The organism is Nocardioides caldifontis (assembly GCF_008087345.1).
GTDB classification, from domain to species: Bacteria; Actinomycetota; Actinomycetes; order Propionibacteriales; family Nocardioidaceae; genus Marmoricola_A; species Marmoricola_A caldifontis.
Window position 1 is genome coordinate 354,961 of the sequence record NZ_VHIB01000008.1, and the last position, 23,018, is coordinate 377,978.

Sequence of the window (23,018 nt, forward strand, 5' to 3'; positions counted from 1 at the left end):
CGGGCGCGGCGCTCACTCCCGCCGGAGCACCGGGCGCAGCGTGTCGAGCACCGCCGGGTCCTCGATGGTCGAGGGCGGTGTGGGCTCGTGGCCGTCGGCGATCTCGCGCATCGTCTTGCGGAGGATCTTCCCCGACCTGGTCTTCGGGAGCCCGCCCACCACGGTGACGTCCTTGAACGCCGCCACCGGGCCGACCTCGTCGCGGACCCGGGCCACCAGCTCGCGCGCGACGTCGTCGGGGTCGGTCGTCACACCGGACTTCAGCACGACGAACCCTCGGGGCACCTGGCCCTTCATCGGGTCGGCGACCCCGATCACCGCGCACTCCGCGACCGCCGGGTGCCCGGCCAGCGCCGCCTCGATCGCGCCGGTCGACAGCCGGTGGCCGGCGACGTTGATGACGTCGTCGGTGCGGCCCATCACGAAGACGTAACCGTCCTCGTCGACGTAGCCGCCGTCGCCCGAGACGTAGTGCCCCTCGAAGGTCGAGAGGTACGACGAGACGTAGCGCTCGTCGTCGCCCCAGAGCGTCGGCAGGGTCCCCGGCGGCATCGGCAGCCGCAGGCAGATCGCACCCTCGGTGCCCGGCGGCACCTCGCGGCCCTCGGTGTCGAGCACCCGCACGTCGTACCCCGGGACCGGGACGGACGGGGAGCCCGGCTTCAGCGGCATCGGCTCGAGGCCGCGGAGGTTCGCGGCGATCGGCCACCCGGTCTCGGTCTGCCACCAGTTGTCGACCACCGGGATCCCTAGCCGGTCGGTCGCCCACTGGTAGGTCTCGGGGTCGAGCCGCTCGCCGGCGAGGAACAGGATCTTCAGCGAGGACAGGTCGTGGTCGCGGATCAGCGTGCCGTCGGGGTCCTCCTTCTTGATCGCCCGGATCGCGGTCGGCGCGGTGAACAGCGCGCGAACCCCGTGCTCGGCGACCACCCGCCAGAACGCGCCGGCGTCGGGGGTGCCGACGGGCTTGCCCTCGTAGACGATCGTGGTCGCCCCGGCGATCAGCGGCGCGTAGACGATGTAGGAGTGGCCGACGACCCAGCCGACGTCGGACGCGGCCCAGAAGACGTCGCCGGCGCGGGTGTCGTAGACGTTCGGCAGCGACCAGGCCATCGCGACCGCGTGGCCGCCGTTGTCGCGGACGATCCCCTTCGGCTTGCCGGTGGTGCCCGAGGTGTAGAGCACGTAGAGCGGGTCGGTCGCCGCCACCTCGACGCACTCGGCGGGGTCCTCGGCGCCGGCGCGCATGACGACGTCCCAGTCGAGGTCGCGCCCCTCGACCATCGACGCCTCGGCCTGCGGCCGCTGCTTGACCACGACCGCGACCGGCTCGTGCTCGGCCATGTCGAGGGCACGGTCGAGGAGCGGCTTGTACTCCACCACCCGGCTTGGCTCGATCCCGCACGACGCCGCGACGACCACGGTGGGGCGGGCGTCGTCGATGCGGACCGCGAGCTCGTGGGCGGCGAAGCCGCCGAAGACGACCGAGTGGACGGCGCCGAGCCGGGCGCAGGCCAGCATCGCGACGACGGCCTCCGGGATCATCGGCATGTAGACGACGACCCGGTCACCCTTCGCCACCCCCAGACCGCGCAGGGCCCCGGCGAACGCCGCGACCTGCTCCAGCAGCTCCGCGTAGGTGAGGGTCCGCTTCGACCCGGTGACCGGGCTGTCGTGGATGATCGCCGGCTGGTCGGCGCGCCCCTTCACGACGTGGCGGTCGAGCGCGTTGTAGCAGGTGTTCAGCGTCGCGTCGGGGAACCAGCGGTAGAACGGCGGCGCGGAGTCGTCGAGGACCTTCGACGGCTTCTTGATCCAGTCGACGAGGGCGGCCTGCTCGGCCCAGAACCCCTCGGGGTCGGCGATGCTGCGGTCGAAGACGTCGCGGTAGCTCGTCATGGGCTCCATCCTCTCCTCACCCGGGCGGGTCGGCCCAGCCCGTCAGCACAGCCCGTCAGCCGAGCCCGTTCGCCGCGGTGTTCGCGGGCTTGTCGCGGTCGTCGAGCCACTCCTCGAAGAACCCGTCGAGCTCCTCGCCGGAGATCTCCTCGGCCAGCTGCCGGAACTGCCGGCCGGTGACGTTGCCGTGGGCGTTGTCCTGGGCCCAGCGGCGGAGCAGCGTCGAGAGGTCGGCGTCGCCGATGACGTTGCGGAGCGCCGCGAGGGTCATCGCGCCGCGCTCGTAGACCGCCCAGGCGAAGATGTGCCGAGCGCCGGGGGCGCCGATCCTGGTCCGCCAGTACTTCGCGCGGGCCGGGTAGGCGCCGTACGTCGCCCGCAGCCACCGGTCCGTCGAGGGCCCGCCGTGGGTCTCGGACCACCGCCACTCGGCGTAGGTGGCGAACCCCTCGTTGAGCCAGATGTCGCGCCACCGCCGCAGCGCCACCGAGTCCCCGAACCACTGGTGGGCCATCTCGTGCACGAGCAGCGAGATGTCGGCGACGCCCCAGCCGACCGGGTAGACGGGTCGGCTCTGCGTCTCGAGCGCGAAGTCGGCGTCGACGCCCGGAGCGACGCCGCCGATCGAGGTGAACGGGTAGTCGCCGAACTCCGACTCGAGCCAGCGGGTCACCTCACCGGTGCGCTTCAGCTGCTTGAACCAGCGCTGGCGTGCCTTGGGGCGCAGCTGCTTGGTGACCGCGTAGACGTAGGGCCGCCCCCGGTCCTTGCCGCTGCGGAGCGCCAGCTCACCGGCGGAGAAGAACGCGGCGTAGGTCGTCATCGGGTCCTTCATCCGCCACCGCCACGTGGTCCACGCCTTGGTGGTGCGACGGCCGACCAGCTCGCCGTTGCTGATCGCCTCGCGGCCGCGCGGGACCCGGATCGCGATGCGGTAGGTCGCCTTGTCCGCGGGGGTCTCGTTGGCGGCGAACCACCACGGGCCGATCTGGGGCTCGCCCATCGCCAGCCCCTCGCCGCGCTCCTGGAAGAACGGGCTGCCGTAGCCCGGGACCCGGGTCTTCGACGGGTTGCCGTGGTAGCGGACCTCGACCTGGAACCGCTGACCGGCGTCGAGCGGGCGGAGCGGGCGGACCCGCAGCGTGTGCTGGTCGGGCTTGCGGAACTTCGCCTTGCGGCCGTCGACGAGGACGGCGTCGGCGTCGAGCGCGAGGTCGAGGTGGAACGCTCGCAGGTCGCGCGAGGCGACCGCGTGCACGACGGTCCGGCCGGAGAGGTTGCCGTTGCCCGGGCGGTAGGTGTTCTTGATGGCGTAGTGGCGGACGTCGTAGCCGCCGTTGCCGTCCTTGGGGAAGTAGGGATCCCCGCCGGACGGGCTGCCCACCCCGGGCGCCGCTGAGTCCCTGACGGCCGCGGCCGACGGCACGACGGCCGGGGCGGCGAGGAGGGCGGCGGTCACCGCCCCGACGAGGGAGCGGCGGAGCAAGGAGCGGGTCATCGGAGTCCTCGGTGCGAAAAGGAGTTGCGGGCGCGACGGTCGACCGCGACGCTACACGTCGTCGCGTTCGGAAGGGACCCACCGCGGTCCCCTGTGGAGAGGAGGAGCCCATGGCTGTCCGGCACTGCTGCCTGCCCTCGTCCCTCCCTCTCCCGACCGGAGCCCTCCGTTGTCCGAAGCACCTGCACGACCCTTCGAGCTGACCTTCTCCTTCACCGCCACCGACGACCTCGACGAGGGGCAGCGGTGGAGCACCTACTGGGACGTCGAACGTTCCTGCCGCGGCCCCGAGCCGCTCCCTGCCTGGGTGGTCACCGACCGCGCCGCGGTCGACACCGAGCTCGGCGTCCTCAAGACCGGCAAGGAAGCCGACGTGCACCTCCTCCGCCGGGCGGTCCCCGGCACCGACGGCGTCCTGCTCGCCGCCAAGCGGTACCGCTCCGAGGAGCACCGCACCTTCCACCGCAGCACCGCCTACACCGAGGGGCGCCGGATGCGGAACACCCGCGACACCAGGGCGCTGGCCAAGGGCACCCGGCACGGCCGGGCCGTCGCCTCCGGCCAGTGGGCGGCCGCCGAGTGGGACGCGCTCGTGCGGTTCTGGGCCGCCGGCGTGCCGGTCCCCTACCCGGTCCAGGTCGACGGCACCGAGCTGCTCATGGAGCTGGTGACGCACGACGGCGCCCCGGCACCCCGGCTGGCGGCCACCCGGCCCGACCGAGCGCTGCTCGCGTCGTACTTCGAACAGCTCCGGGAGGTCCTCGGGGCGCTCGCCCGGGCCGGGCTCGCGCACGGCGACCTGTCGCCGTACAACGTGCTGGCCGCCGGGGAGCGGCTGGTGGTCATCGACCTGCCGCAGGTGGTCGACATCGTCGCGAACCCGTCGGGGCCGGAGTTCCTGCTCCGCGACTGCCGGAACCTGTGCACGTGGTTCCGCCGTCGTGGGCTGGACGTCGACGAGGACGCGCTCTTCGGCGAGACGATCGCCCAGGCCTGGTGAGCCCTACTGGGCCGCCAGCTGCCCGCAGGCGCCGTCGATCTCCCGACCCCGGGTGTCCCGCACGGTCGTCGGGACGCCCTTGGCCTGGAGGCGGCGGACGACCTCGCGCTCGTCCTCGCGGCGGCTCGCGGTCCACTTCGAGCCGGGGGTCGGGTTGAGCGGGATGAGGTTCACGTGCACCCACCCCCAGTCGCCGTACGACGTGAGCACGTCGGCGAGCAGGTCGGCCCGCCAGGCCTGGTCGTTGACGTCCTTGATCAGGGCGTACTCGATCGAGACGCGTCGCTTGGTCCGCTCCGCGTAGCGCCACGCGGCGCCGACGGCCTCGTGGACCTTCCACCGGTTGTTGATCGGCACCAGCTCGTCGCGGAGCTCGTCGTCGGGGGCGTGCAGCGACAGCGCGAGCGTCACCGGGATCCCCTCGTCGGCGAGCTGCTCGATGCGCGGGACGAGGCCGACCGTGGAGACGGTGATCCCGCGTGCCGACATGCCGAGGCCGTCGGGGGTCTTGTCGGTGAGCCGCCGGACCGCGCCGATGACCGCCTTGTAATTGGCCATCGGCTCGCCCATGCCCATGAACACCACGTTGGAGACCCGGCCCGGGCCGCCGGCGACCTCGCCGCGCGCCAGGGAGCGGGCGCCGGCGACGACCTGCTCGACGATCTCGGCGGTGGACATGTTGCGCTGCAGCCCGCCCTGGCCGGTCGCGCAGAACGGGCACGCCATCCCGCAGCCGGCCTGCGAGGAGACGCACATCGTGGCTCGGTCGGGGTAACGCATGAGGACGGACTCGACGAGCGCGCCGTCGAACAGCTTCCAGAGCGTCTTGCGGGTGGCGCCCTTGTCGGTCTCGAGGGTGCGCAGCGGCTCCATCAGCGGGGGCAGCAGCCCGGCGACGAGCTGGTCGCGCTCCGCAGTCGGGAGGTCCGTCATCTCCGCCGGGTCCTCGACGAGGCGGCCGAAGTAGTGCGTGGAGAGCTGCTTGGCGCGGAACCCGGGGAGCCCGAGGCCGCTCACCAGCTCCTTGCGCTCGGCGGGGGTGAGGTCGGCGAGGTGGCGCGGCGGCTTGCGGCGGCCGCGCGGCTCGTCGAAGACGAGCGGCAGGGTCCGCGGCTGCTCGGGGGCGCTGGACGGGGCGGGGGCTTCAGGCATGACGCTCCATTCTCCCAGGTCGGGGAAGGGCACCGCCCCGCTCGAGAGGAGGGCGCTCCGCCGGCCTCAGAGCCCGGCCGTGGACGAGACGTCGACCAGGTAGTAGAGCACCAGCCACGTCGGGGCGACGGTGGCGAGCAGCGAGTCGAGCCGGTCCATCAGCCCGCCGTGGCCGGGGACGATCTGCGACATGTCCTTGATGCCGAGGTCGCGCTTGATGACCGACTCGAACAGGTCGCCCAGCGTCGCGGTCACCACCGCCAGGGCACCCAGCAGGACCCCGACCCACCAGTCGCCGTCGAGCAGGTAGGTCACGCAGAGCCAGCCGACGACCATGCAGGAGACCGCCGACCCGGCGAAACCCTCCCAGGACTTCTTCGGGGAGATGACCGGCGCCATCGGGTGCCGGCCGAGGAGCACGCCCGCGGCGTAGCCGCCGATGTCGGAGGCGATCGTCACCAGGATGAAGGTGAGGACCCGCCAGACGCCGTCGTCGGGGCGCAGCAGGAGCACCACGAAACCGGCGAGGAACGGCACGTAGACCGCGGTGAAGACCCCCGCCGTGGCGTCGCGGACGAAGCCGGCCACGCCCAGCCGGAGCCGCCACAGCATCACCGCGAGGGCGGTGACCGCCAGGGCGGTGGCCAGCGGCGGAGCACCTCCGAACCACGCCCCGAAGAGCATCGCGGCCGCTCCGGCGTACAGGGGCTCGACGGGGAGCCGCACCCCCGCGCTCGCGAGGCCTCGGCCGAGCTCCCAGATGCCGACGCAGATCGCCGCGCAGGCCAGGAAGACGAACGGGAAGCCGTCGAAGGTCGCGAGGCAGAGCGCGATGGCCGCGAGCAGCACCACCGCCGACCCGATCGCGGCGGGGAGGTTCCGCCCGGCACGACTCGTGGAGGACGCGGCCTTCGCCGCCCCCTCCGAGGGGGTCGTCATCGGGCCCCGCTCATACTTCGAGGAGCTCGGCTTCCTTGTGCTTGAGCATGTCGTCGATCGCGTCGACGTGCTTCTTGGTGAGCGCGTCGAGCCGCTTCTCCGCACCGGTGACGTCGTCCTTGCCGACCTCGCCGTCCTTCTCGAGCTTGTCGAGGGTCTGCTTGGCGTGGCGGCGGATGTTGCGGACCGAGACCCGCCCCTCCTCGGCCTTGGAGCGCGCGACCTTGATGTAGTCCTTGCGCCGCTCCTCGGTGAGCTCGGGGAGCACGACGCGGATGTTGCGGCCGTCGTCGGTCGGGTTGACGCCGAGGTCGGAGTCGCGGATCGCCTTCTCGATCGAGCCCATCGCACCCTGGTCGAACGGGCTGATGATGATCACGCGGGCCTCGGGCACCGTGAACGACGCCAGCTGCTGCAGCGGCGTCGGGTTGCCGTAGTAGTCCGCGAGGATCTTGTGGAACATCGACGGGTGGGCGCGGCCGGTGCGGATGGCGGCGAAGTCCTCCCGGGTCACCGAGACCGCCTTGTCCATCTTCTGCTCGGCTTCCTTGAGCGTCTCGTTGATCACCGTGCGTTGCTCCCTTGCCTCGTCGTCCGTGCGTGGTGCGTCTGGTCCGGTCGTGGTGGTGCTGCGGGGCGGCGCGCCGTCCTGGCCGACACCGGGCAGGCACAGGGCCGGCCCGCCGGGCTCACACGTCGCGCGTGATCGTCGTCCCGATCTTCTCACCCTGCACGACGCGGGCGATGTTCCCGTGCTCGGAGAGGTTGAAGACCACCATGTCGATGTCGTTGTCGCGGCAGAGGCTGATCGAGGTCGCGTCGGCGACCTTCAGCCCCCGGGTGAGGAACTCGTCGTAGGTCAGCTGGTCGAACTTCACCGCGCTGCGGTCCTCGTTGGGGTCGGCGTCGTAGACGCCGTCGACCCCCTGCTTGCCCATGAGGATCACCTGGCAGCCGGTCTCGAGCGCGCGCTGGGCGGCGACGGTGTCGGTGGAGAAGTAGGGCATCCCTGCACCGGCGCCGAAGATGACGACCCGCCCCTTCTCGAGGTGCCGGATTGCGCGCCGCGGGATGTAGGGCTCGGCGACCTGGCCCATCGTGATCGCGGTCTGGACACGCGTCTGGACCCCCTGCTTCTCCAGGAAGTCCTGGAGCGCGAGGCAGTTCATCACCGTGCCGAGCATCCCCATGTAGTCGGCACGCGCCCGCTCCATCCCCCGTTGCTGCAGCTCGGCGCCGCGGAAGAAGTTGCCGCCACCGGTGACGATGGCCACCTGGACGCCGGAGCGGACCACCTCCGCGATCTCGGCGGCGATGCCGCTGACCACGTCGGGGTCGACGCCGACCTTGCCGCCCCCGAAGACCTCGCCGGACAGCTTCAGCAGGACCCGCTTGTAACCCGTCACCGTGACTCCTCCACCGGACGCGAGAAGGCCGGTCGGCGGGGCGTCGTCCTGACACCCTCCACCAACCGGCCTCCTCGTCGTCTCACACGTCTGGCGTGAACCCTAGTGGACTCAGGCGCCGACCTCGAAACGGGCGAAGCGCGTGACCGCGACCCCCGCTGCGTCGAGGACCGCCCCGACGGACTTCTTGTTCTCGGTCACCGAGGGCTGGTCGAGCAGCGCGACCTCCTTGTAGAAGCCGTTGAGCCGCCCCTCGACGATCTTCGGCAGCGCCTGCTCCGGCTTGCCCTCCTCGCGGGCGGTCGCCTCGGCGATCTCGCGCTCCTTGGCGACGACGTCCTCGGGGACCTCGTCACGGGAGACGTACGTCGGACGCATCGCCGCGACCTGCATGGCAGCGCCACGGGCGGCCTCGGCGTCGTCGCCGGTGTACTCCACGAGCACGCCGACGGCCGGCGGCAGGTCGGCCGCGCGACGGTGCAGGTAGACGACCGTCTGGCCGTCGAAGTAGGCGACCCGGCCGAGCTCGATCTTCTCGCCGATCTTGACGGCGAGCTCGGACACGGCCTCCCCGACGGTGCGGTCGCCGAGCGAGACGCCCGCGAGCGTCTCGGCGTCCGCCGCGCCGTTGGCGGCGGCCGCCTCGGCGATCTTCTGCGCGGTCTCGACGAACTCGGGGTTCTTGGCGACGAAGTCGGTCTCGCTGCGGAGCTCGACCAGGGCGCCGCCCGAGCTCGCGACGAGCCCGGCGGTGGCCTCGCGCTCGGCGCCGCGGGCCTTGGCCTTCGCCTGACCCTTGACGCGCAGCAGCTCGATGGCCTTGTCGAAGTCGCCGTCGGTCTCGCTGAGCGCCTTCTTGGCGTCCATCATCCCGGCGCCCGTGAGGTCACGGAGCTTCTTGACGTCGGCAGCAGTGATGGGCATGAGTGCGTGTTGCTCCTCTGGCTGGTGTGAGGTGAGGGGTCCTGTGGACCCGCTCAGCCCTGCTCGGACGGGGCGGCCGACTCGGCGGCGGGCTGGGCCGCCTCCGGCTCGGAGGTGCCCTCCGAGCTCGCACCGGTCGCCTCCGAGGCGGGGGTGGACTCGGTGGCCGGGTCGCCACCGGTGGCGGCGACGGCGGCACCCTCGGCCTCGCCGGCGAGGAGCTCCCGCTCCCACTCCGGCAGCGGCTCCTCGGCACCGAGCTCGGCGCCGGTCTCGGCCTCGCCCGAGCGGACGCCCGCACGTGCCATGAGCCCGTCGGCCACCGCGTCGGCGACGACGCGGGTCAGCAGGGTGACGGCGCGGATCGCGTCGTCGTTGCCCGGGATCGGGAAGTCGACCTCGTCGGGGTCGCAGTTGGTGTCGAGGATGCCGATGATCGGGATGCGCAGCTTGCGCGCCTCCTCCACCGCCAGGTGCTCCTTCTTGGTGTCGACGATCCAGACCGCCGAGGGAGTCCGGGTCATCTCCCGGATGCCGCCGAGGGTCTTGTCGAGCTTGTCGCGCTCCCGCTTCATCTGCAGGAGCTCCTTCTTCGTGCGCCCGGAGCCGGCGACGTTGTCGAAGTCGACCTCGTCGAGCTCCTTGAGCCGGTTGATCCGCTGGTGCACGGTCTGGAAGTTGGTGAGCATGCCGCCCAGCCAGCGCTGGCTGACGTAAGGCATGCCGACGCGGGTCGCCTGCTCGGCGATCGCCTCCTGGGCCTGCTTCTTCGTGCCCACGAACATCACGGTGCCGCCCTTGCTGACGGTGTCCTTGATGAACGCGTAGGCGCGGTCGATGTAGGCCAGCGACTGCTGGAGGTCGATGATGTAGATCCCGTTGCGCTCCGTCATGATGAAGCGCTTCATCTTCGGGTTCCACCGACGGGTCTGGTGCCCGAAGTGGACGCCGCTCTCGAGGAGCTGGCGCATGGTGACGACGGCCATGGCCTTCGACTCTCTTTCTCGTGACACCGGGCGCGCCTCCGTGCCGGCTGCCCGCGCCACCGCAGGGCGGTGACCGGCGTCCGGCCGCGGCTCGCGCGGACGGTGTCTGTTCTCGGTTGTCGCGGGCCGCGGTCGCGGCCCGCCCTGACACCCGGCAGGAGCGCCACCTGGTCGACTCCGGGGAACCGACCGGACCGAGGCGCTCCGCCCGCGGGCCCGGGGCGGTGAGGCTCCGGACGCTGTGCGGTTGGACGGGCGTGCGATAGTCGACCCGCTCACGCGAGTCGCCACCGGCCAGTCTAGCCGACGCCCGGAGCCCTCGCGAACCGGCAGCAGCACCGGCCGACGTGCTTCCACAGCCCGCTGACGCCAGGCCCCGTCCACGGCCTCACGCGGCCACCTGGTCCGCCCGCGCCGGGCGGCGGACGCTGCCCCGATGGAGCCCATCTCGCGCCGCGCCCGTCTCGCCCTGCCGGCCTCCCTGGCCGCCTCCGTCGCCACCCTGGCCTGCCTCTGCGCCGCCGCCCCTGGTGCCGTCGCGATGCCGGCGCCCGAGCCCGACGTCGGGCCGCCCGGGCAGCTCGTCCACCCCTCGCCCCGCCCCCTCGCGGCGGCTCCCTCGGAGCAGCCCCGGGGCGAGTGGCCGCTGCAGCCCCGTCCCGAGGTCGCGGAGCACTTCGATCCACCGGAGGTGCGCTGGGGCTCGGGACACCGCGGCGCGGACCTCCGGGGACGGGTCGGCCAGCAGGTCCACGCGGCGCTCGCCGGGACGGTCTCGTTCGCGGGACGGGTCGCCGGGACGCCGGTGGTGGTCGTGGACCACGGCGGCACCCGGACGACGTACCAACCGGTGCTGGCGACCGTCAGCCGCGGCGACGAGGTCGTGGCGGGCCAGGTCGTGGGCCGGCTCGGCTGGGCCGGCACCCACTGCTCCCCTGCGGCCTGCCTGCACTGGGGCTGGGTCCGCGGGGAGACCTACCTCGACCCGCTGCTGCTCGTCGGCGCCGCCCCGCGCCCGGTCCGCCTCCTCCCGCTCTGAACCGCCTCCGGCCGCTTCCGGCCGCTTCCTGGCGCGCGTCGTCCGCGTCGAGCCGCCCCTCGTGGCGCGTCGTCCGCGTCGAGCCGCCCGTTCTGGCGCGCTCAGGCGCGCGGGTGCGCCTGGTGGTACGCCGCCCGCAGCCGCTCGCTCGAGACGTGGGTGTAGATCTGCGTGGTCGCCAGAGAGGCATGCCCGAGCAGCTCCTGGACGCTCCGCAGGTCGGCGCCGCCCTCGAGGAGGTGCGTCGCGGCGGTGTGGCGCAACCCGTGGGGCCCGAGGGACGGCGCACCGGGCACCTCGTCGAGCCGCGCGTGCACCAGCGTCCGCACGGCCCGCTGGTCGATCCGGCCGCCCCGGCTCCCCAGGAAGAGTGCCGGCCCCGACCCTTCGCGCGCCAGCGCGGGGCGCCCGTCGGCCAGCCAGTGACGCAGGGCCCGCTCGGCGGGCAGACCGTAGGGGACGACCCGTTCCTTGCGTCCCTTGCCGAGCACCCGCACCACCCGGCGGCCGTCGTCGAGGTCGTCGACGTCGAGGCCGCACAGCTCGCCGACGCGGATCCCGGTCGCGTACAGCAGCTCGATGATCGCGAGGTCACGCAGCCCACGGGGGCCGTCGGTGGTCGCCCGCTCCGCGGCCGCGTCGAGCAGCAGTCGCACCTCGTCCTCGCGCAGGGCCGGCGGCAGCACCCGCCCGGCGCGCGGGGAGCCGAGCACCGAACCGGGGTCGTGCGGGAGGACGCCGGTGCGGGCCGCCCAGGCGGTGAACACCCGGACCGCGGTCGCGCGGCGCGCGATCGTGGTCCGGCTGCGCCCCCTCGTCTGCTGCGAGGCCAGCCAGCTCCGGAGCGTGCGGAGGTCGAGGGTGTCGAGCTCGGCGTGGCCGTAGGCGACGGCGTGGCGCATCATCGCCTCCACGTCGGCGACGTAGGCGCGCAGCGTGTGCGGGCTGACGTCGCGCTCGGAGCGGAGGTGGCGCTCGTAGTCGGCCAGGACGCGCGCGAACCCCTCCGGCAGGGGCGGTGTCTCCTCCGACGCGTCGCTGGCCACGGTCACACGGTAGGAGCCGACGGGCGGCCGCGACGCCTCCCCACGCCGCGGCCGCGCACGCCGGGGGCTCGCCCGGCCGGGGTCGGGTCAGTCCAGCCGTCGCCCGGAGCGCCGCCACCGTCCCTCGGCGCCGTCGACCCATCCGGCGGCCCGGAGCCGCTCCAGGGAGGCGGTCACGGTGCCGACCGACAGCCCGGCCGTGCGTGCCACGGCGGTGGTCGGTGCCGGGCGGACGAGGGGCACCGCGTCGAGCACCCGGAGCTCGTCGTGGGCCAGGAGGTCGCGGGGCCGCACCGGGGCGCGCTGCACCGGGAACAGCTGCTCCCCCACCGGCGCGACCAGCTCGAGGACGTGCTCCCCGCGGGTCACCAGCGACGCCGCCCCCGACCTCACGAGCTCGTGGACGCCCTCCGACGGCGCGCTCGTGGCCGGGCCCGGCACCCCCATCAGCAGCCGGTTGAGCCGGGTCGCCCAGGTGGCGGTGTTCAGCGCGCCGCTGCGCACCGCCGCCTCCACGACGACCGTGCCGGTGCTGAGCGCGGCGATCAGCCGGTTGCGGCCGAGGAACCGCACCCGGGTCGGCGAGCACCCCGGCGGCAGCTCGGAGACGACCAGGCCGACCTCCGCCAGATGGTCCAGCAGGGCGCGGTGCGCCGTCGGGTACGCGCGGTCGACGCCGCACGCGAGGACCGCCACCGTCGGACCCCCACCGCCGATCGCGCCACGGTGCGCCGCGTAGTCGATGCCGAACGCGGCGCCCGAGACGACCGTGACCCGGTGGCGGGCGAGCCGTGCGGACAGGTCGGCGGCGACGTCGGTGCCGTAGGTCGTGGCCGACCGTGACCCCACGACGGCGACAGCGGTCTCGCACGCGTCCCGCAGCCGCAGCGGGCCGCGCAGCCACAGCCCGAGCGGCGCCCCGGCCAGCCGGTTGAGCGGCTCGACCAGGTCGAGGTCCGCGAGCTGCTCGGGCCACTCGTCGTCGCCAGGGACGACGAACCGGATCCCCCGCCGGCGCGCGTCGTCGAGGACCCGACCGGGGGCGACGCCGGCGAGCCGCTCGGCGGCGTCGCTGCGCAGCCCCTCGAGGTCGGTGTCGGCGAGCAGCCGGTCGTGCACCTCGACGGCGCCGAGCGCGGCCACGAGGCGGGCGACCCGCGGGTCACCCGGCTCGCTGACCAGGTTCAGCGCCGCGCGGGCCAGGCGTTCCTCGTCGGTCGCGGCGGTCATCGGGCGTCCCCGCCGGTGCGCACCGACGGTGCGGCCGCCGTGGGAGTCGCGAGGGCGCTCACGGGCAGCGGCTCCCCGGCGCGGAGCCGGAGGGCGGTGTCCACCTCCGCGGTCCCGGGCTCGTCGAGCCCGCGCAGGTCGGCCACCGTCCACGCCAGCCGGTGCACACGAGCAGCGCCCCGGCGAGTCAGCCGCCCCTCGCCCAGGTGCTGGTCGACGAGCCCCTGCCCGGGCGCCGGCAGGGGCCACCGCACGGCGAGCTCCGAACCGGGCACGTCGCCGTTGACCCGCCACGGCGTGCCGGCGTACCGCACCGCTTGGCGCTCCCGTGCCACCTCCACCCGGGCCCGCACCTCGGCGGTGGACTCCGGACGGTGGAGCGGGTTCCGCAGCTCGTGGGGACGCACCGGCGACAGGTGGCGGACCACGTCGATGCGGTCGGTCACCGGGCCGCTGACCCGGTCGCGGTAGCTGCGCCGCCGGACCTCGCTGCACGTGCAGCGGCTCTCCCGCACGTCGGGGTGGTAGTCCCCGCAGGGACACGGGTTCGCCGCGAGCACGACCGTGGTCCGAGCAGGGAAGGTGGCGACCTCGTCGCCGCGGGCGATCGTCACCTCGCCGTTCTCGAGGGGCTGGCGCAGGGCGTCGATGAGGTCGACGCCGAAGAGCGGGAACTCGTCCAGGAAGAGCACCCCGTGCAGCGCCCGGCTGATCTCGCCCGGGTGGACGCGCCCGGTCCCGCCGCCGAGGACGCTGGCCTTCGACGCGGTGTGGTGCGGGGCGCGGAAGGGTGGCCGGGTCTGCACCGGCCCGTCGAGCTCGCCCGAGAGCGACCGCACCGCCGCGAGCTCGAGCGCCTCCTCGGCGGTGAGGTCCGGCAGCAGCCCGGGCAGCCGCTCGGCGAGCGTCGTCTTGCCGGCACCCTTGGGGCCGCTCAGCAGCAGGTGGTGGCCACCTGCGGCGGCGACCTCGAGCGCGAAGCGGGCGTCCGCCATCCCGTGCACGTCGCGCAGGTCGAGCTCCTCCGCTCGCCGCTCGCCGCGCCAGGTCAGCAGCGAGCCGCCGGACGGCGGGGCGACCGGCGGCTCGTCGGGAGGCTCGTGGCCGCGCAGTGTCGCGATCGCCTGGCGCAGCGAGCGGACGCCGACCACGGTCATCCCCGGCACCATCGCCGCTTCCTCCACGTGGAGGTCGGGCAGCATCACCGTCGAGAACCCGGAGGCACGCGCGGCGAGCACCATCGGCAGGACCCCGGGCACCGCGCGCAGCCGCCCGTCGAGGGTGAGCTCGCCCAGCATCACGATGCCGTCGACGGAGCCCTTGGGCACCGCCTCGTCCGCGGCGAGCACCGCGACCGCGATCGCGAGGTCGAAGTGCGAGCCCCGCTTCGGCAGGTCGGCCGGCGACAGCAGGACCGTCACCCGCCGGGTCGTCGGCCAGTCGAAGCCGCTGTTCACCATCGCCGTGCGGCACCGGTCGCGGGCCTCGTTCACCGAGGCGTCCGGACGGCCGACGAGCGTGGTGGTGATCAGCCCCTGGGCGACGTCGGCCTGCACGTCGACGACGTGTCCCGAGACGCCCTCGAGCGTCACCGTGCGTGTCGTGGCCCACCCCATCAGCCGACGCCCCGCACGTGCTGGACGCCCTTGTCGCCACCCCGGTCGAGCTGGACGCCGACGACGTCGAGCCGGACCTCGGGCGGTCGCACGTCGTGGTCGGCGAGCCAACGCGCCGCCAACCTGCGCAGCCGCGCGAGCTTCGCCGGCGTCACCGCCTCGAGCGGGCCGCCGAAGGCAGCCGACGCCCTCGTCTTCACCTCGCAGAAGACCAGCACGCGCCCGTCGCGGAGCACCAGGTCGAGCTCCCCCAGGTCGCACCGCCAGTTGCGGTCGAGCACCACCATGCCGAGCCCGGACAGGTACTTCGCCGCGCGCTCCTCACCGTAACCGCCGGTCGCCATCCGTTGCTGTGCCGTCACCATTCGCACACCTCCTGCCCGAACGGTGGCGTGCGGCGGCGACCGGCCGCGGCGGGGCGCAGGTCGCTGTGGAGGCGGTGCCGGGTCGTGCGGCTGGGGACGTCCTGCGGCCGGTGCCGCCAGGAACCGTCAGCTCTTCGGCAGCTCCAGGTCGGACTGCGCGAGCTCCTCGACGTTGACGTCCTTGAAGGTCAGCACCTTGACGTTCTTGGCGAAGCGGGCCGGGCGGTACATGTCCCAGACCCAGGCGTCGGTCATCGTGACCTCGAAGAACACCTCGCCGGCCTCGGTGCGGGCCTTCACGTCCACCTGGTTGCAGAGGTAGAAGCGCCGGTCGGTCTCCACGACGTACTTGAAGATGCCGACGACGTCGCGGTACTCCCGGTAGAGCTGCAGCTCCATCTCGGCTTCGTACCGCTCCAGGTCCTCGGCACTCATCGGGCCTCCTCCAGCTCGCGCTCCGCGACGTCCGTCGACGCCTGCGGCCCTCCGGTGTCGTCCCCAGTCTGACGTGGCACGTCGTCGCGCAGGACGGCGACACCCTCCTGGTTCTCCACCCGCCGGACGTTGACGAACCGGCGGCGGTGGATCGGGCAGGGTCCGAGCCGTTCGAGCGCCTCGGTGTGGCTCGCGGTGATGTACCCCTTGTGGGTCTCGAAGTCGTACTCCGGGTAGCGCTGGTGCCACTCCCGCATCAGCCGGTCCCGCGTCACCTTCGCGAGCACGGACGCCGCCGCGATGCACGCGGCGACCCGGTCGCCCTTCCAGACCGCCAACCCGGGGACGTCGAGCCCGTCGACCGGGAACCCGTCCGTCAGGACGTACGCCGGCCTCGTGTCCAGCCTGGCCAGGGCCCGTCTCAACGCCTCGACGTTCGCGACGTGCATCCCGAGCCGGTCGCACTCGTCGTGGGGCACCACGACGACCGACCAGGCGACCGCCCGCCGTACGACCTGCTTGTAGCACCGCTCGCGGGCCTGCTCCGTGAGCAGCTTGGAGTCGGCCAGCCCGGGCACGACCCCACGGTCGCCCGGAGGCAGGATCGCGGCGGCGGCCACCAGGGGCCCGGCGCAGGCGCCGCGGCCGGCCTCGTCGACGCCGGCCACCGGGTCGAGCCCGTGCCGCCGGAGGGCCCGTTCGTAGCCGTAGAGCCCGGCGTCCCGGCGGATCGTCAGCCCGCGGGGCAGCTCGCTCACGGTGCCTCCACGGCCTCGAAGGTCTCGGGGCGGTTGAGCATCTTCGCGTGGCCGAGGGGCCAGACGACGGAGAAGACCTTGCCGACGACGTTCTCCTCGGGCACGAAGCCGCCGCCGGGGTCGCCGAGGTGGAACCGGCTGTCGGCGGACTGGGAGCGGTTGTCGCCCATCACCCAGAGGTACCCCTCGGGCACCTCCTGCTCGAAGGTCCGCTCGGAGGGGCGCTCGCCGGCGGCGAGGTAGCCGCGCTCGTCGAGCGGCGTGCCGTTGACGGTGACCCGGCCCCGGCGGTCGCAGCAGGCGACGGTGTCGCCGCCGACGCCGATCACCCGCTTGACCAGGTGACCGCCGCTCGGGAAGAGCCCGAACACCTCGAGCGTCTTGCTCACGACGTTGTCGGGGCTCGGAGCGTCGGAGTCGTCGAGCCACCCGCCCGGGTCGGCGAACACCACGATGTCGCCGCGCTCGGGCCCGGCACTCCCCCAGTAGGAGACCTTCTGGACGAGGATGCGGTCGTTGAAGACCAGCGTGTCGTTCATCGAGCCCGACGGGATGTAGAACGCCTGGAGGAACAGGGCCTTGATGCCGACGGCGAGGACCAGCGCGACACCGAGCAGCAGCGCGAGCTCCTGCCAGAACGACAGGTGGCGCTTCTTCGACTGCTCGGGCTCCTGCCACGGCCGCAGAGGCCGCTCGCCACCGGGATCTTCGCCCCCGAGCGGCTCCTCACGGTCGTCCGGCTGGCTCACGCGGCGACCCTACCTGGCACGTGACGGGCTCCGGTCTCCGGAGGCACGCGTCCGGCTGGGTCAGCTGGAGGCCTCGCGCTTCTCCTTGATCTTGGCGGCCTTGCCGCGGAGGTTGCGCAGGTAGTAGAGCTTCGCGCGGCGCACGTCTCCGCGGGTCACGACCTCGATGTGGTCGATGATCGGGGTGTGCAGCGGGAAGGTCCGCTCGACGCCGACGCCGAACGAGACCTTGCGGACGGTGAAGGTGCGACCCACACCGGAGCCCTGGACGCGGATGCACACGCCCTGGAAGACCTGGACGCGCGAGCGGTTGCCCTCGACGACCTTGACGTGCACCTTCAGGGTGTCGCCGGCGCGGAACGCGGGGATGTCGTCGCGCTTCGAGGCGGCTGCGATCGTGTCGATGACGTTGGTCATGGGGGTCTCCTCGTCGGCGCCACAGGTCGCCCACGGACGTGGGTCGATGCTTGCTGGTGTCCGTCCTCGCCTCGCGCGGCTCGCCCCCTGTGGCAGGTGCGCCGCCGACCGTCGCTCGACGCGATCCCGTCGGGAGGCCACGGACCAAGGGTCGATTCTGCCACACCGGTGGCAGCGGCCGGAAATCGAGCGCTCAGCCCCGGGGCCGGCGCCGCCTGGTCAACGTCGCCACCCGCGTCCCGGTGGCCCCGACCGTCTCCTCGCCCCGGACCGAGTAGCCGGCCCGCCGGTAGAGCCGGAGGTTGCCGGCGGCCGCCGCATCGGTGCGCAGCCGGAACGTCGCCACCCCGTCGGGTGCCAGCGCCTCACCCTCGGAGAGCAGGAACGTGCCGATCCCCCGGCCGCGCAGGTCGGGCGCGACCATGAGCAGCGAGAGCTGCCAGACCGTGCCGTCGTCCGCGGGCCGTCCGCTGACCGCGCCGACCAGCCGACCACCCACGCGCAGCACGAGCGTGGTCCCCCCGAGGACCTCCTCGGCCAGCGCGTCGAGCGGCTCGCGCAGCGGGGGGTCGAAGCAGGCCCACTGCAGGGTCATGAGCTCCCCGAGGTCCGCCCGTCGGGCGGGCCGCAGCTCGACGGCGCCGGCCGCCAGCCGGTCGGTTAGCTCCGTAGCCACGACCACCCCGGAGGCGTGCAGCAGGTCGGGCCGACGCTCCGCGGTGCGCCGCTCGGCCTGCCGGCGGCGCCAGGCCGCGATGCGCGCGTGGTCGCCGGAGAGCAGCACGTCGGGGACCTCGAGTCCCCGCCAGGTCGCGGGCTTGGTGTAGACGGGGTACTCCAGCAGCCCCTCGGCGCCGTGCGACTCCTCCGCGAGCGATTCCTGGTTGCCCATGAAGCCCGGGAGCAGCCGCACGACCGCCTCGAGCACCACCAGCGCGGCGGCCTCGCCGCCGTTGAGCACGTAGTCGCCGACCGACACCTCGAGGACCCGCATCCGCGTCCGGGCGTGGTCGACCACCCGCTGGTCGATCCCCTCGTATCGGCCGCAGGCGACCACCAGGTGCGGCTCTCGGGCCAGCTCGGCGGCGAGCCGCTGCGTGAAGGGCACGCCGGAGGGGGTCGGGACGACGAGGACCGCGTCGTCGCCGGGGACCAGGGCGTCGAGCGCCTCGCCCCAGGGCTCGGGCTTCATCACCATCCCGGCGCCGCCGCCGTAGGGGGTGTCGTCGACCGTCCGGTGGCGGTCGTGGGTCCACTGCCGCAGGTCGTGCACGTGAAGGTCGAGGAGCCCCTTGGCCCGCGCCTTTCCCGGCAGCGAGAGGTCGAGCGCGTCGAGGTAGGCCGGGAAGATCGACACGACGTCGACCCGCACGCTCAGCGCTCTCCCTCGTCGTCCTCGAGCGGCTCGAGGAGCCCCGGCCGGTCGGCCACGACGACGCGCCCGCCGTCGAGGTCCACCTGGGGCACCAGCGCCGTCACGAACGGCACGAGTGCGTCCTCGTGCCCGGAGCGACGTACGACGAGGAGGTCCTGGGCGCCGTGGTGGAGCACCTCGGCGAGCGTGCCGACGGCGCGGCCGTCGGTCGTCACCACGTCGAGCCCGACCAGCTGGTGGTCGTAGAACTCCTCGGGGTCATCGGGCCGCTCCTCCGCGCTGACCGTGGCGAGCAGCAGACAGCCCCGCAGCGCCTCGGCGGCGGGGCGGTCGGGCAGCTCCTCGAAGGTGACGAGGAGCCGGTCCTGGTGCGTGCGCGTCGAGCGCACCGTCAGGTGGGAGTACGCCGGAGCGGCCCCCTGTCGCGGGGGGCGGAGCGCCAGTCGGGCGCCGTCGGCGAACCGGCGGTCCGGCTCGTCGGTCCGGGGCTCGACGGAGACCTCCCCCCGGACGCCGTGCGGCCGCCCGACGCGGCCGACCACGACCTCGCCGGGCCCGGCGCCGCCCTCGACCGGAGTGGTCAGCGCCGCCGGTCCACGTCGACGAAGTCGATCCGCGCGCCGTTGCGGCCGCCGAGCGCGTTGACGACCGTCCGGAGCGCGGTCGCGGTGCGCCCGTTGCGGCCGATCACCTTGCCGAGGTCGTCGGGGTGGACCCGGACCTCGAGCAGCGAGCCGCGGCGCAGCTGCTTGTCACGGACGACCACCTCGTCCGGGTGCTTCACGATGCCCCGGACGAGGTGCTCGAGTGCCTCGGAGAGCACGGGGCTCAGCCCTCGGTGCCCTGGGCCGGCGTCTCGGTGCCGGCGTCACCCTCAGGGACGGCGTCGGTCGCGGCGGCATCGGGAGCGGCGGCCGCGTCCTCGGCGCCCGACTCCGGAGCAGCAGCGGCCTTCTTCGCCGGCGCCTTCTTGGTGACGGCCTCGCCGCCGAGCTCGCCCTGGGACTCCTTGAGGATCTCGTTGAAGACGTCCTGCTTGGACTTCCGCTCGGGAGCGGTCTTCAGGGTCCCCTCGGTGCCCGCCTCGCCCTTGAACGCCTGCCAGTCGCCGGTCACCTTGAGGATGGCGGCGACGGCCTCGGTCGGCTGCGCGCCGACGCCCAGCCAGTACTGCGCCCGCTCGGACTTGACCTCGATCAGCGAGGGCTCCTCCTTGGGGTGGTACTTGCCGATCTCCTCGATGACGCGGCCGTCGCGCTTGGTGCGGGAGTCGGCGACGACGATGCGGTAGTACGGCGCGCGGATCTTGCCCATGCGCTTCAGGCGAATCTTGACGGCCACGAGTGTGGTGTCTCCTCAACGATTGTTTGACGGGTGGGCGTCCCGGGTCAGGTGGGGAACCGGCCGGTCGGCGCCGTGGGGCCTGCCCGACACCGGATGAGAGGGTCCGGTCGGGCGGGACTCAACGGGTCATTCTGCCAGACGAAGGGGCACCGACCGAAATCGGCGGCCGGCGACCGGTCCCGGCGGGCGGCTCAGCGGACGACCGAGCCGCGCAGCACCACCCGGCGCGGGTGCTTGAGGATCGCCAGGTCGTCGAGCGGGTCGGTGTCGTAGACCACGAAGTCCGCCTCGGCCCCCTCGTCGAGGGTGGCCGAGAGCCCCAGCCAGGCCCGGGCACGCCACGAGGCCGCGCCGAGCGCCTCCTCCGCGCTCATCCCGTAGCGGGCCAGCTCGATGACCTCCGCGGCGATCAGCCCGTGCGGCAGCACGCCACCGGCGTCGGTGCCCGCGTAGATCGGCACCCCCGCCTCGTGGGCGGCGCCGATGGTCTCCCGGCGCCGCTGCCAGAGGTCCAGCATGTGCGAGGAGTACGCCGGGAACTTGGCCGCACCGGCCGCGGCGTACTGGGGGAAGTTGTCGAGCTGCACGACCGTCGGGACGAGCGCGGTCCCCTGGCTGGCCATCAGGTCGATCATCGGCAGCGACAGCCCGGTGCCGTGCTCGATGCAGTCGATCCCGGCCTCGAGGAGGTCCACGAGGGCCTCCTCGCCGAAGACATGTGCAGTGACGCGGGCGCCGTGGGCGTGCGCGACTCCGATGGCCGCCTCGAGGGCCTCACGGGGCCAGAGCGGCTGCAGGTCGCCGGCGTCGCGGTCGATCCAGTCCCCCACGAGCTTGACCCAGCCGTCGCCGCCGCGGGCCTCCCGCGCGACGTAGTCCGGGAGCTGGTCGGGCTCGATCTCGTGGCCGTAGCCGCGCAGGTAGCGCTTGGGGCGCGCCAGGTGGCGGCCGGCGCGCACCAGTCGGGGCAGGTCGTCGCGCTCCTGGATCCAGCGGGTGTCTGCCGGGGAGCCGGCGTCGCGGAGCAGCAGCGCACCGGCGTCGCGGTCGGCGAGCGCCTGCCGCTCCTGCTCGTCGGTGTCGACGGCGCCGCCGGAGCCGAGGCCGACGTGGCAGTGGGCGTCGACGAGCCCCGGCACGATCCACCCCTCGGCCACCAGCTCGGCGTCCGGCTGGGGCTCGTAGGTCACGTGCCCGTCGACGACGTACAACCGGCGGTGCTCGCCCTCGGGGAGGACGGGGCCGCGGACCTCGAGCGCCTGCGTCACCTGCACCTCACTTGTCGAGGAACTTCGCGACCTCGGGCGGCAGGTTGAACTGCGAGGGGTCGAAGTCCGGCTGCTGGTCCCCGTCCTGGGGCAGGCCGAACGGGTTCGCCGGCGCGGCCGCGGCCTTCTCCGACGCGGCCTTCTGCTGCTCGGCCCGCTTGGCCGGGTTGCCGGAGCCGCGCTTGGCCTTGCCCTTCTTGGGCGCCTGCTTGCCCTTGCGCTTGCCGGGGCCCGGCATCCCCGGCATCCCGGGCATCCCGCCGCCCTTGGCCATGCTCATCATCATCTTGCGGGCCTCGAAGAACCGCTCGACGAGGAGGTTGACCTCCGAGACGTGGACACCGGAGCCCTTCGCGATGCGGGCCCGCCGCGACCCGTCGATGATCTTGGGGTTGGCCCGCTCCCCCGGGGTCATCGACCGGATGATCGCCTGGATCCGGTCGATCTCGCGCTCGTCGAAGTTCGCGAGCTGGTCACGGAACTGCCCCATCCCGGGCAGCATCCCCATGATCTTCGACAGCGAGCCCATCTTGCGGATGGCCTGCATCTGCTCGAGGAAGTCGTCGAGGGTGAACTCGCCGCCCTGGCCGGTGAGCTTGGCGGCGGCCTTCGCGGCCTGGTCGGCGTCGAACGCCTTCTCGGCCTGCTCGATCAGGGTGAGCACGTCACCCATGTCCAGGATGCGCGAGGCCATCCGGTCGGGGTGGAAGAGGTCGAAGTCGGTGAGCTTCTCGCCGGCGGAGGCGAACATGATCGGACGGCCGGTCACCGAGCGGATCGACAGCGCCGCACCACCGCGCGCGTCGCCGTCGAGCTTGGTGAGCACCACGCCGTCGAAGCCGACGCCGTCGAGGAACGCCTGGGCGGTGTTGACCGCGTCCTGGCCGATCATCGCGTCGACGACGAAGAGGATCTCGTCGGGGTCGACCGCGTCGCGGATGTCGGCGGCCTGCTGCATCATCTCGGCGTCGACACCGAGGCGACCCGCGGTGTCGACGATCACGACGTCGTGGAGGGTGCGGCGCGCCTCGGCGACACCCGCCCGCGCCACCGCGACCGGGTCACCCACGCCGTTGCCCGGCTCGGGGGCGAACACGGTGACGCCCGCGCGCTCGCCGTTGACCTGGAGCTGGTTGACCGCGTTGGGGCGCTGGAGGTCGGCGGCGACGAGCATCGGGCTGCTGCCCTGCCCCTTGAGCCAGAGCGCGAGCTTCGCGGCGAGCGTCGTCTTGCCGGCGCCCTGGAGGCCGGCGAGGAGGATCACGGTCGGCGGGTTCTTCGCGAACCGGATCCGACGGGTCTCGCCGCCGAGGATCTGGACGAGCTCCTCGTGGACGATCTTGACGACCTGCTGGGCCGGGTTGAGCGCCTGGCTGACCTCGGCGCCGCGGGCCCGCTCCTTGACCGAGGCGACGAACTGCTTCACGACCGGCAGCGCGACGTCGGCCTCGAGCAGCGCGATGCGGATCTCGCGCGCGGTGGCGTCGATGTCGGCGTCGGAGAGCCGTCCCTTGCCCCGGAGGTTCTTGAAGGTGTCCGCGAGGCGGTCGGAGAGGGTGGCGAACACTGCAG

At 73.3% G+C, this 23,018-nt stretch carries 24 protein-coding genes; 2 read left to right on the plus strand and 22 right to left on the minus strand.

What is annotated here, in order from left to right; translation table 11 throughout:
- Positions 1–12: 12 nt before the first annotated feature.
- Positions 13–1,899: a propionyl-CoA synthetase gene (locus FIP57_RS15960; RefSeq protein WP_148574510.1), complete on the minus strand. Its 1,887-nt coding sequence runs from the start codon at positions 1,897–1,899 to the stop codon at positions 13–15.
- Between the two features lie 55 nt (positions 1,900–1,954).
- Positions 1,955–3,397: a M1 family metallopeptidase gene (locus tag FIP57_RS15965; RefSeq protein ID WP_148574511.1), complete on the minus strand. Its 1,443-nt coding sequence runs from the start codon at positions 3,395–3,397 to the stop codon at positions 1,955–1,957.
- A gap of 169 nt (positions 3,398–3,566) precedes the next feature.
- Here FIP57_RS15965 and FIP57_RS15970 point away from each other — a divergent pair, with 169 nt between their 5' ends.
- Positions 3,567–4,397, plus strand: a complete 831-nt coding sequence (locus FIP57_RS15970; RefSeq protein ID WP_148574512.1) for a serine protein kinase RIO — start codon at positions 3,567–3,569, stop codon at positions 4,395–4,397.
- 3 nt (positions 4,398–4,400) lie between these two features.
- Here the strand turns inward: FIP57_RS15970 and rlmN are convergent, their stop codons facing one another.
- The 6 genes from rlmN to rpsB all read right to left on the minus strand — a co-directional run bounded on the left by rlmN (position 4,401) and on the right by rpsB (position 9,804).
- Positions 4,401–5,549, minus strand: a complete 1,149-nt coding sequence (rlmN, locus tag FIP57_RS15975; protein ID WP_148574513.1) for a dual-specificity RNA methyltransferase RlmN — start codon at positions 5,547–5,549, stop codon at positions 4,401–4,403.
- Between the two features lie 66 nt (positions 5,550–5,615).
- Complete coding sequence (locus tag FIP57_RS15980) at positions 5,616–6,488, minus strand: phosphatidate cytidylyltransferase (protein ID WP_148574514.1); 873 nt, start codon at positions 6,486–6,488, stop codon at positions 5,616–5,618.
- A 10-nt stretch (positions 6,489–6,498) separates the two neighbouring features.
- Positions 6,499–7,053, minus strand: coding sequence for a ribosome recycling factor (gene frr / locus FIP57_RS15985; protein ID WP_238993551.1), 555 nt, complete (start codon positions 7,051–7,053; stop codon positions 6,499–6,501).
- A 124-nt stretch (positions 7,054–7,177) separates the two neighbouring features.
- On the minus strand, positions 7,178–7,894 hold the full coding sequence (pyrH, locus tag FIP57_RS15990) for a UMP kinase (protein ID WP_148574516.1): 717 nt from the start codon (positions 7,892–7,894) through the stop codon (positions 7,178–7,180).
- 111 nt (positions 7,895–8,005) lie between these two features.
- Positions 8,006–8,818, minus strand: a complete 813-nt coding sequence (tsf, locus tag FIP57_RS15995; RefSeq protein WP_148574517.1) for a translation elongation factor Ts — start codon at positions 8,816–8,818, stop codon at positions 8,006–8,008.
- A gap of 53 nt (positions 8,819–8,871) precedes the next feature.
- The gene (gene rpsB, locus FIP57_RS16000; RefSeq protein ID WP_148574518.1) at positions 8,872–9,804 is read right to left on the minus strand and encodes a 30S ribosomal protein S2; all 933 of its coding nucleotides are present in this window, start codon (positions 9,802–9,804) and stop codon (positions 8,872–8,874) included.
- A 436-nt stretch (positions 9,805–10,240) separates the two neighbouring features.
- On the opposite strand from rpsB, the gene FIP57_RS16005 reads away from it, so the two are divergent.
- Positions 10,241–10,843, plus strand: coding sequence for a M23 family metallopeptidase (locus FIP57_RS16005; RefSeq protein WP_238993511.1), 603 nt, complete (start codon positions 10,241–10,243; stop codon positions 10,841–10,843).
- A gap of 101 nt (positions 10,844–10,944) precedes the next feature.
- On the opposite strand, the gene FIP57_RS16010 is transcribed toward FIP57_RS16005, so the two are convergent.
- The 14 genes from FIP57_RS16010 to ffh form a co-directional block, all read right to left on the minus strand.
- Entirely contained in the window at positions 10,945–11,889 is a 945-nt protein-coding gene (locus FIP57_RS16010) for a tyrosine recombinase XerC (RefSeq protein WP_238993512.1), read from the minus strand.
- 87 nt (positions 11,890–11,976) lie between these two features.
- Positions 11,977–13,119 (minus strand): DNA-processing protein DprA, encoded by a 1,143-nt coding sequence (dprA, locus tag FIP57_RS16015; RefSeq protein ID WP_148574520.1) that lies wholly within the window; start codon positions 13,117–13,119, stop codon positions 11,977–11,979.
- Entirely contained in the window at positions 13,116–14,711 is a 1,596-nt protein-coding gene (locus tag FIP57_RS16020; protein ID WP_238993513.1) for a YifB family Mg chelatase-like AAA ATPase, read from the minus strand. The genes dprA and FIP57_RS16020 overlap by 4 nt, the downstream gene beginning before the upstream one ends.
- Before the next feature lie 23 nt (positions 14,712–14,734).
- The gene (locus FIP57_RS16025) at positions 14,735–15,097 is read right to left on the minus strand and encodes a YraN family protein (RefSeq protein ID WP_275266168.1); all 363 of its coding nucleotides are present in this window, start codon (positions 15,095–15,097) and stop codon (positions 14,735–14,737) included.
- Positions 15,098–15,226: 129 nt separating this feature from the next.
- Positions 15,227–15,535, minus strand: a complete 309-nt coding sequence (locus FIP57_RS16030) for a DUF2469 domain-containing protein (RefSeq protein WP_148574523.1) — start codon at positions 15,533–15,535, stop codon at positions 15,227–15,229.
- Complete coding sequence (locus FIP57_RS16035; RefSeq protein ID WP_148574524.1) at positions 15,532–16,293, minus strand: ribonuclease HII; 762 nt, start codon at positions 16,291–16,293, stop codon at positions 15,532–15,534. The genes FIP57_RS16030 and FIP57_RS16035 overlap by 4 nt, the downstream gene beginning before the upstream one ends.
- Positions 16,290–17,042, minus strand: coding sequence for a signal peptidase I (lepB, locus tag FIP57_RS16040; protein WP_238993514.1), 753 nt, complete (start codon positions 17,040–17,042; stop codon positions 16,290–16,292). The genes FIP57_RS16035 and lepB overlap by 4 nt, the downstream gene beginning before the upstream one ends.
- Positions 17,043–17,102: 60 nt before the next feature.
- Positions 17,103–17,459 carry a 50S ribosomal protein L19 gene (rplS, locus tag FIP57_RS16045; RefSeq protein ID WP_148574525.1) on the minus strand — a complete coding sequence of 119 codons (357 nt, stop codon included), beginning with the start codon at positions 17,457–17,459 and terminating at the stop codon, positions 17,103–17,105.
- A 193-nt stretch (positions 17,460–17,652) separates the two neighbouring features.
- Entirely contained in the window at positions 17,653–18,831 is a 1,179-nt protein-coding gene (trmD, locus tag FIP57_RS16050) for a tRNA (guanosine(37)-N1)-methyltransferase TrmD (RefSeq protein WP_148574526.1), read from the minus strand.
- 2 nt (positions 18,832–18,833) lie between these two features.
- Complete coding sequence (gene rimM, locus FIP57_RS16055) at positions 18,834–19,376, minus strand: ribosome maturation factor RimM (protein WP_238993515.1); 543 nt, start codon at positions 19,374–19,376, stop codon at positions 18,834–18,836.
- Between the two features lie 38 nt (positions 19,377–19,414).
- Positions 19,415–19,657, minus strand: coding sequence for an RNA-binding protein (locus tag FIP57_RS16060; protein ID WP_148574528.1), 243 nt, complete (start codon positions 19,655–19,657; stop codon positions 19,415–19,417).
- Positions 19,658–19,662: 5 nt separating this feature from the next.
- Positions 19,663–20,175 (minus strand): 30S ribosomal protein S16, encoded by a 513-nt coding sequence (gene rpsP / locus FIP57_RS16065; RefSeq protein ID WP_148574529.1) that lies wholly within the window; start codon positions 20,173–20,175, stop codon positions 19,663–19,665.
- 194 nt (positions 20,176–20,369) lie between these two features.
- Entirely contained in the window at positions 20,370–21,446 is a 1,077-nt protein-coding gene (locus FIP57_RS16070; RefSeq protein ID WP_148574530.1) for an amidohydrolase family protein, read from the minus strand.
- 7 nt (positions 21,447–21,453) lie between these two features.
- Positions 21,454–23,013 (minus strand): signal recognition particle protein, encoded by a 1,560-nt coding sequence (gene ffh, locus FIP57_RS16075; protein ID WP_148574531.1) that lies wholly within the window; start codon positions 23,011–23,013, stop codon positions 21,454–21,456.
- Positions 23,014–23,018 lie beyond the last annotated feature (5 nt).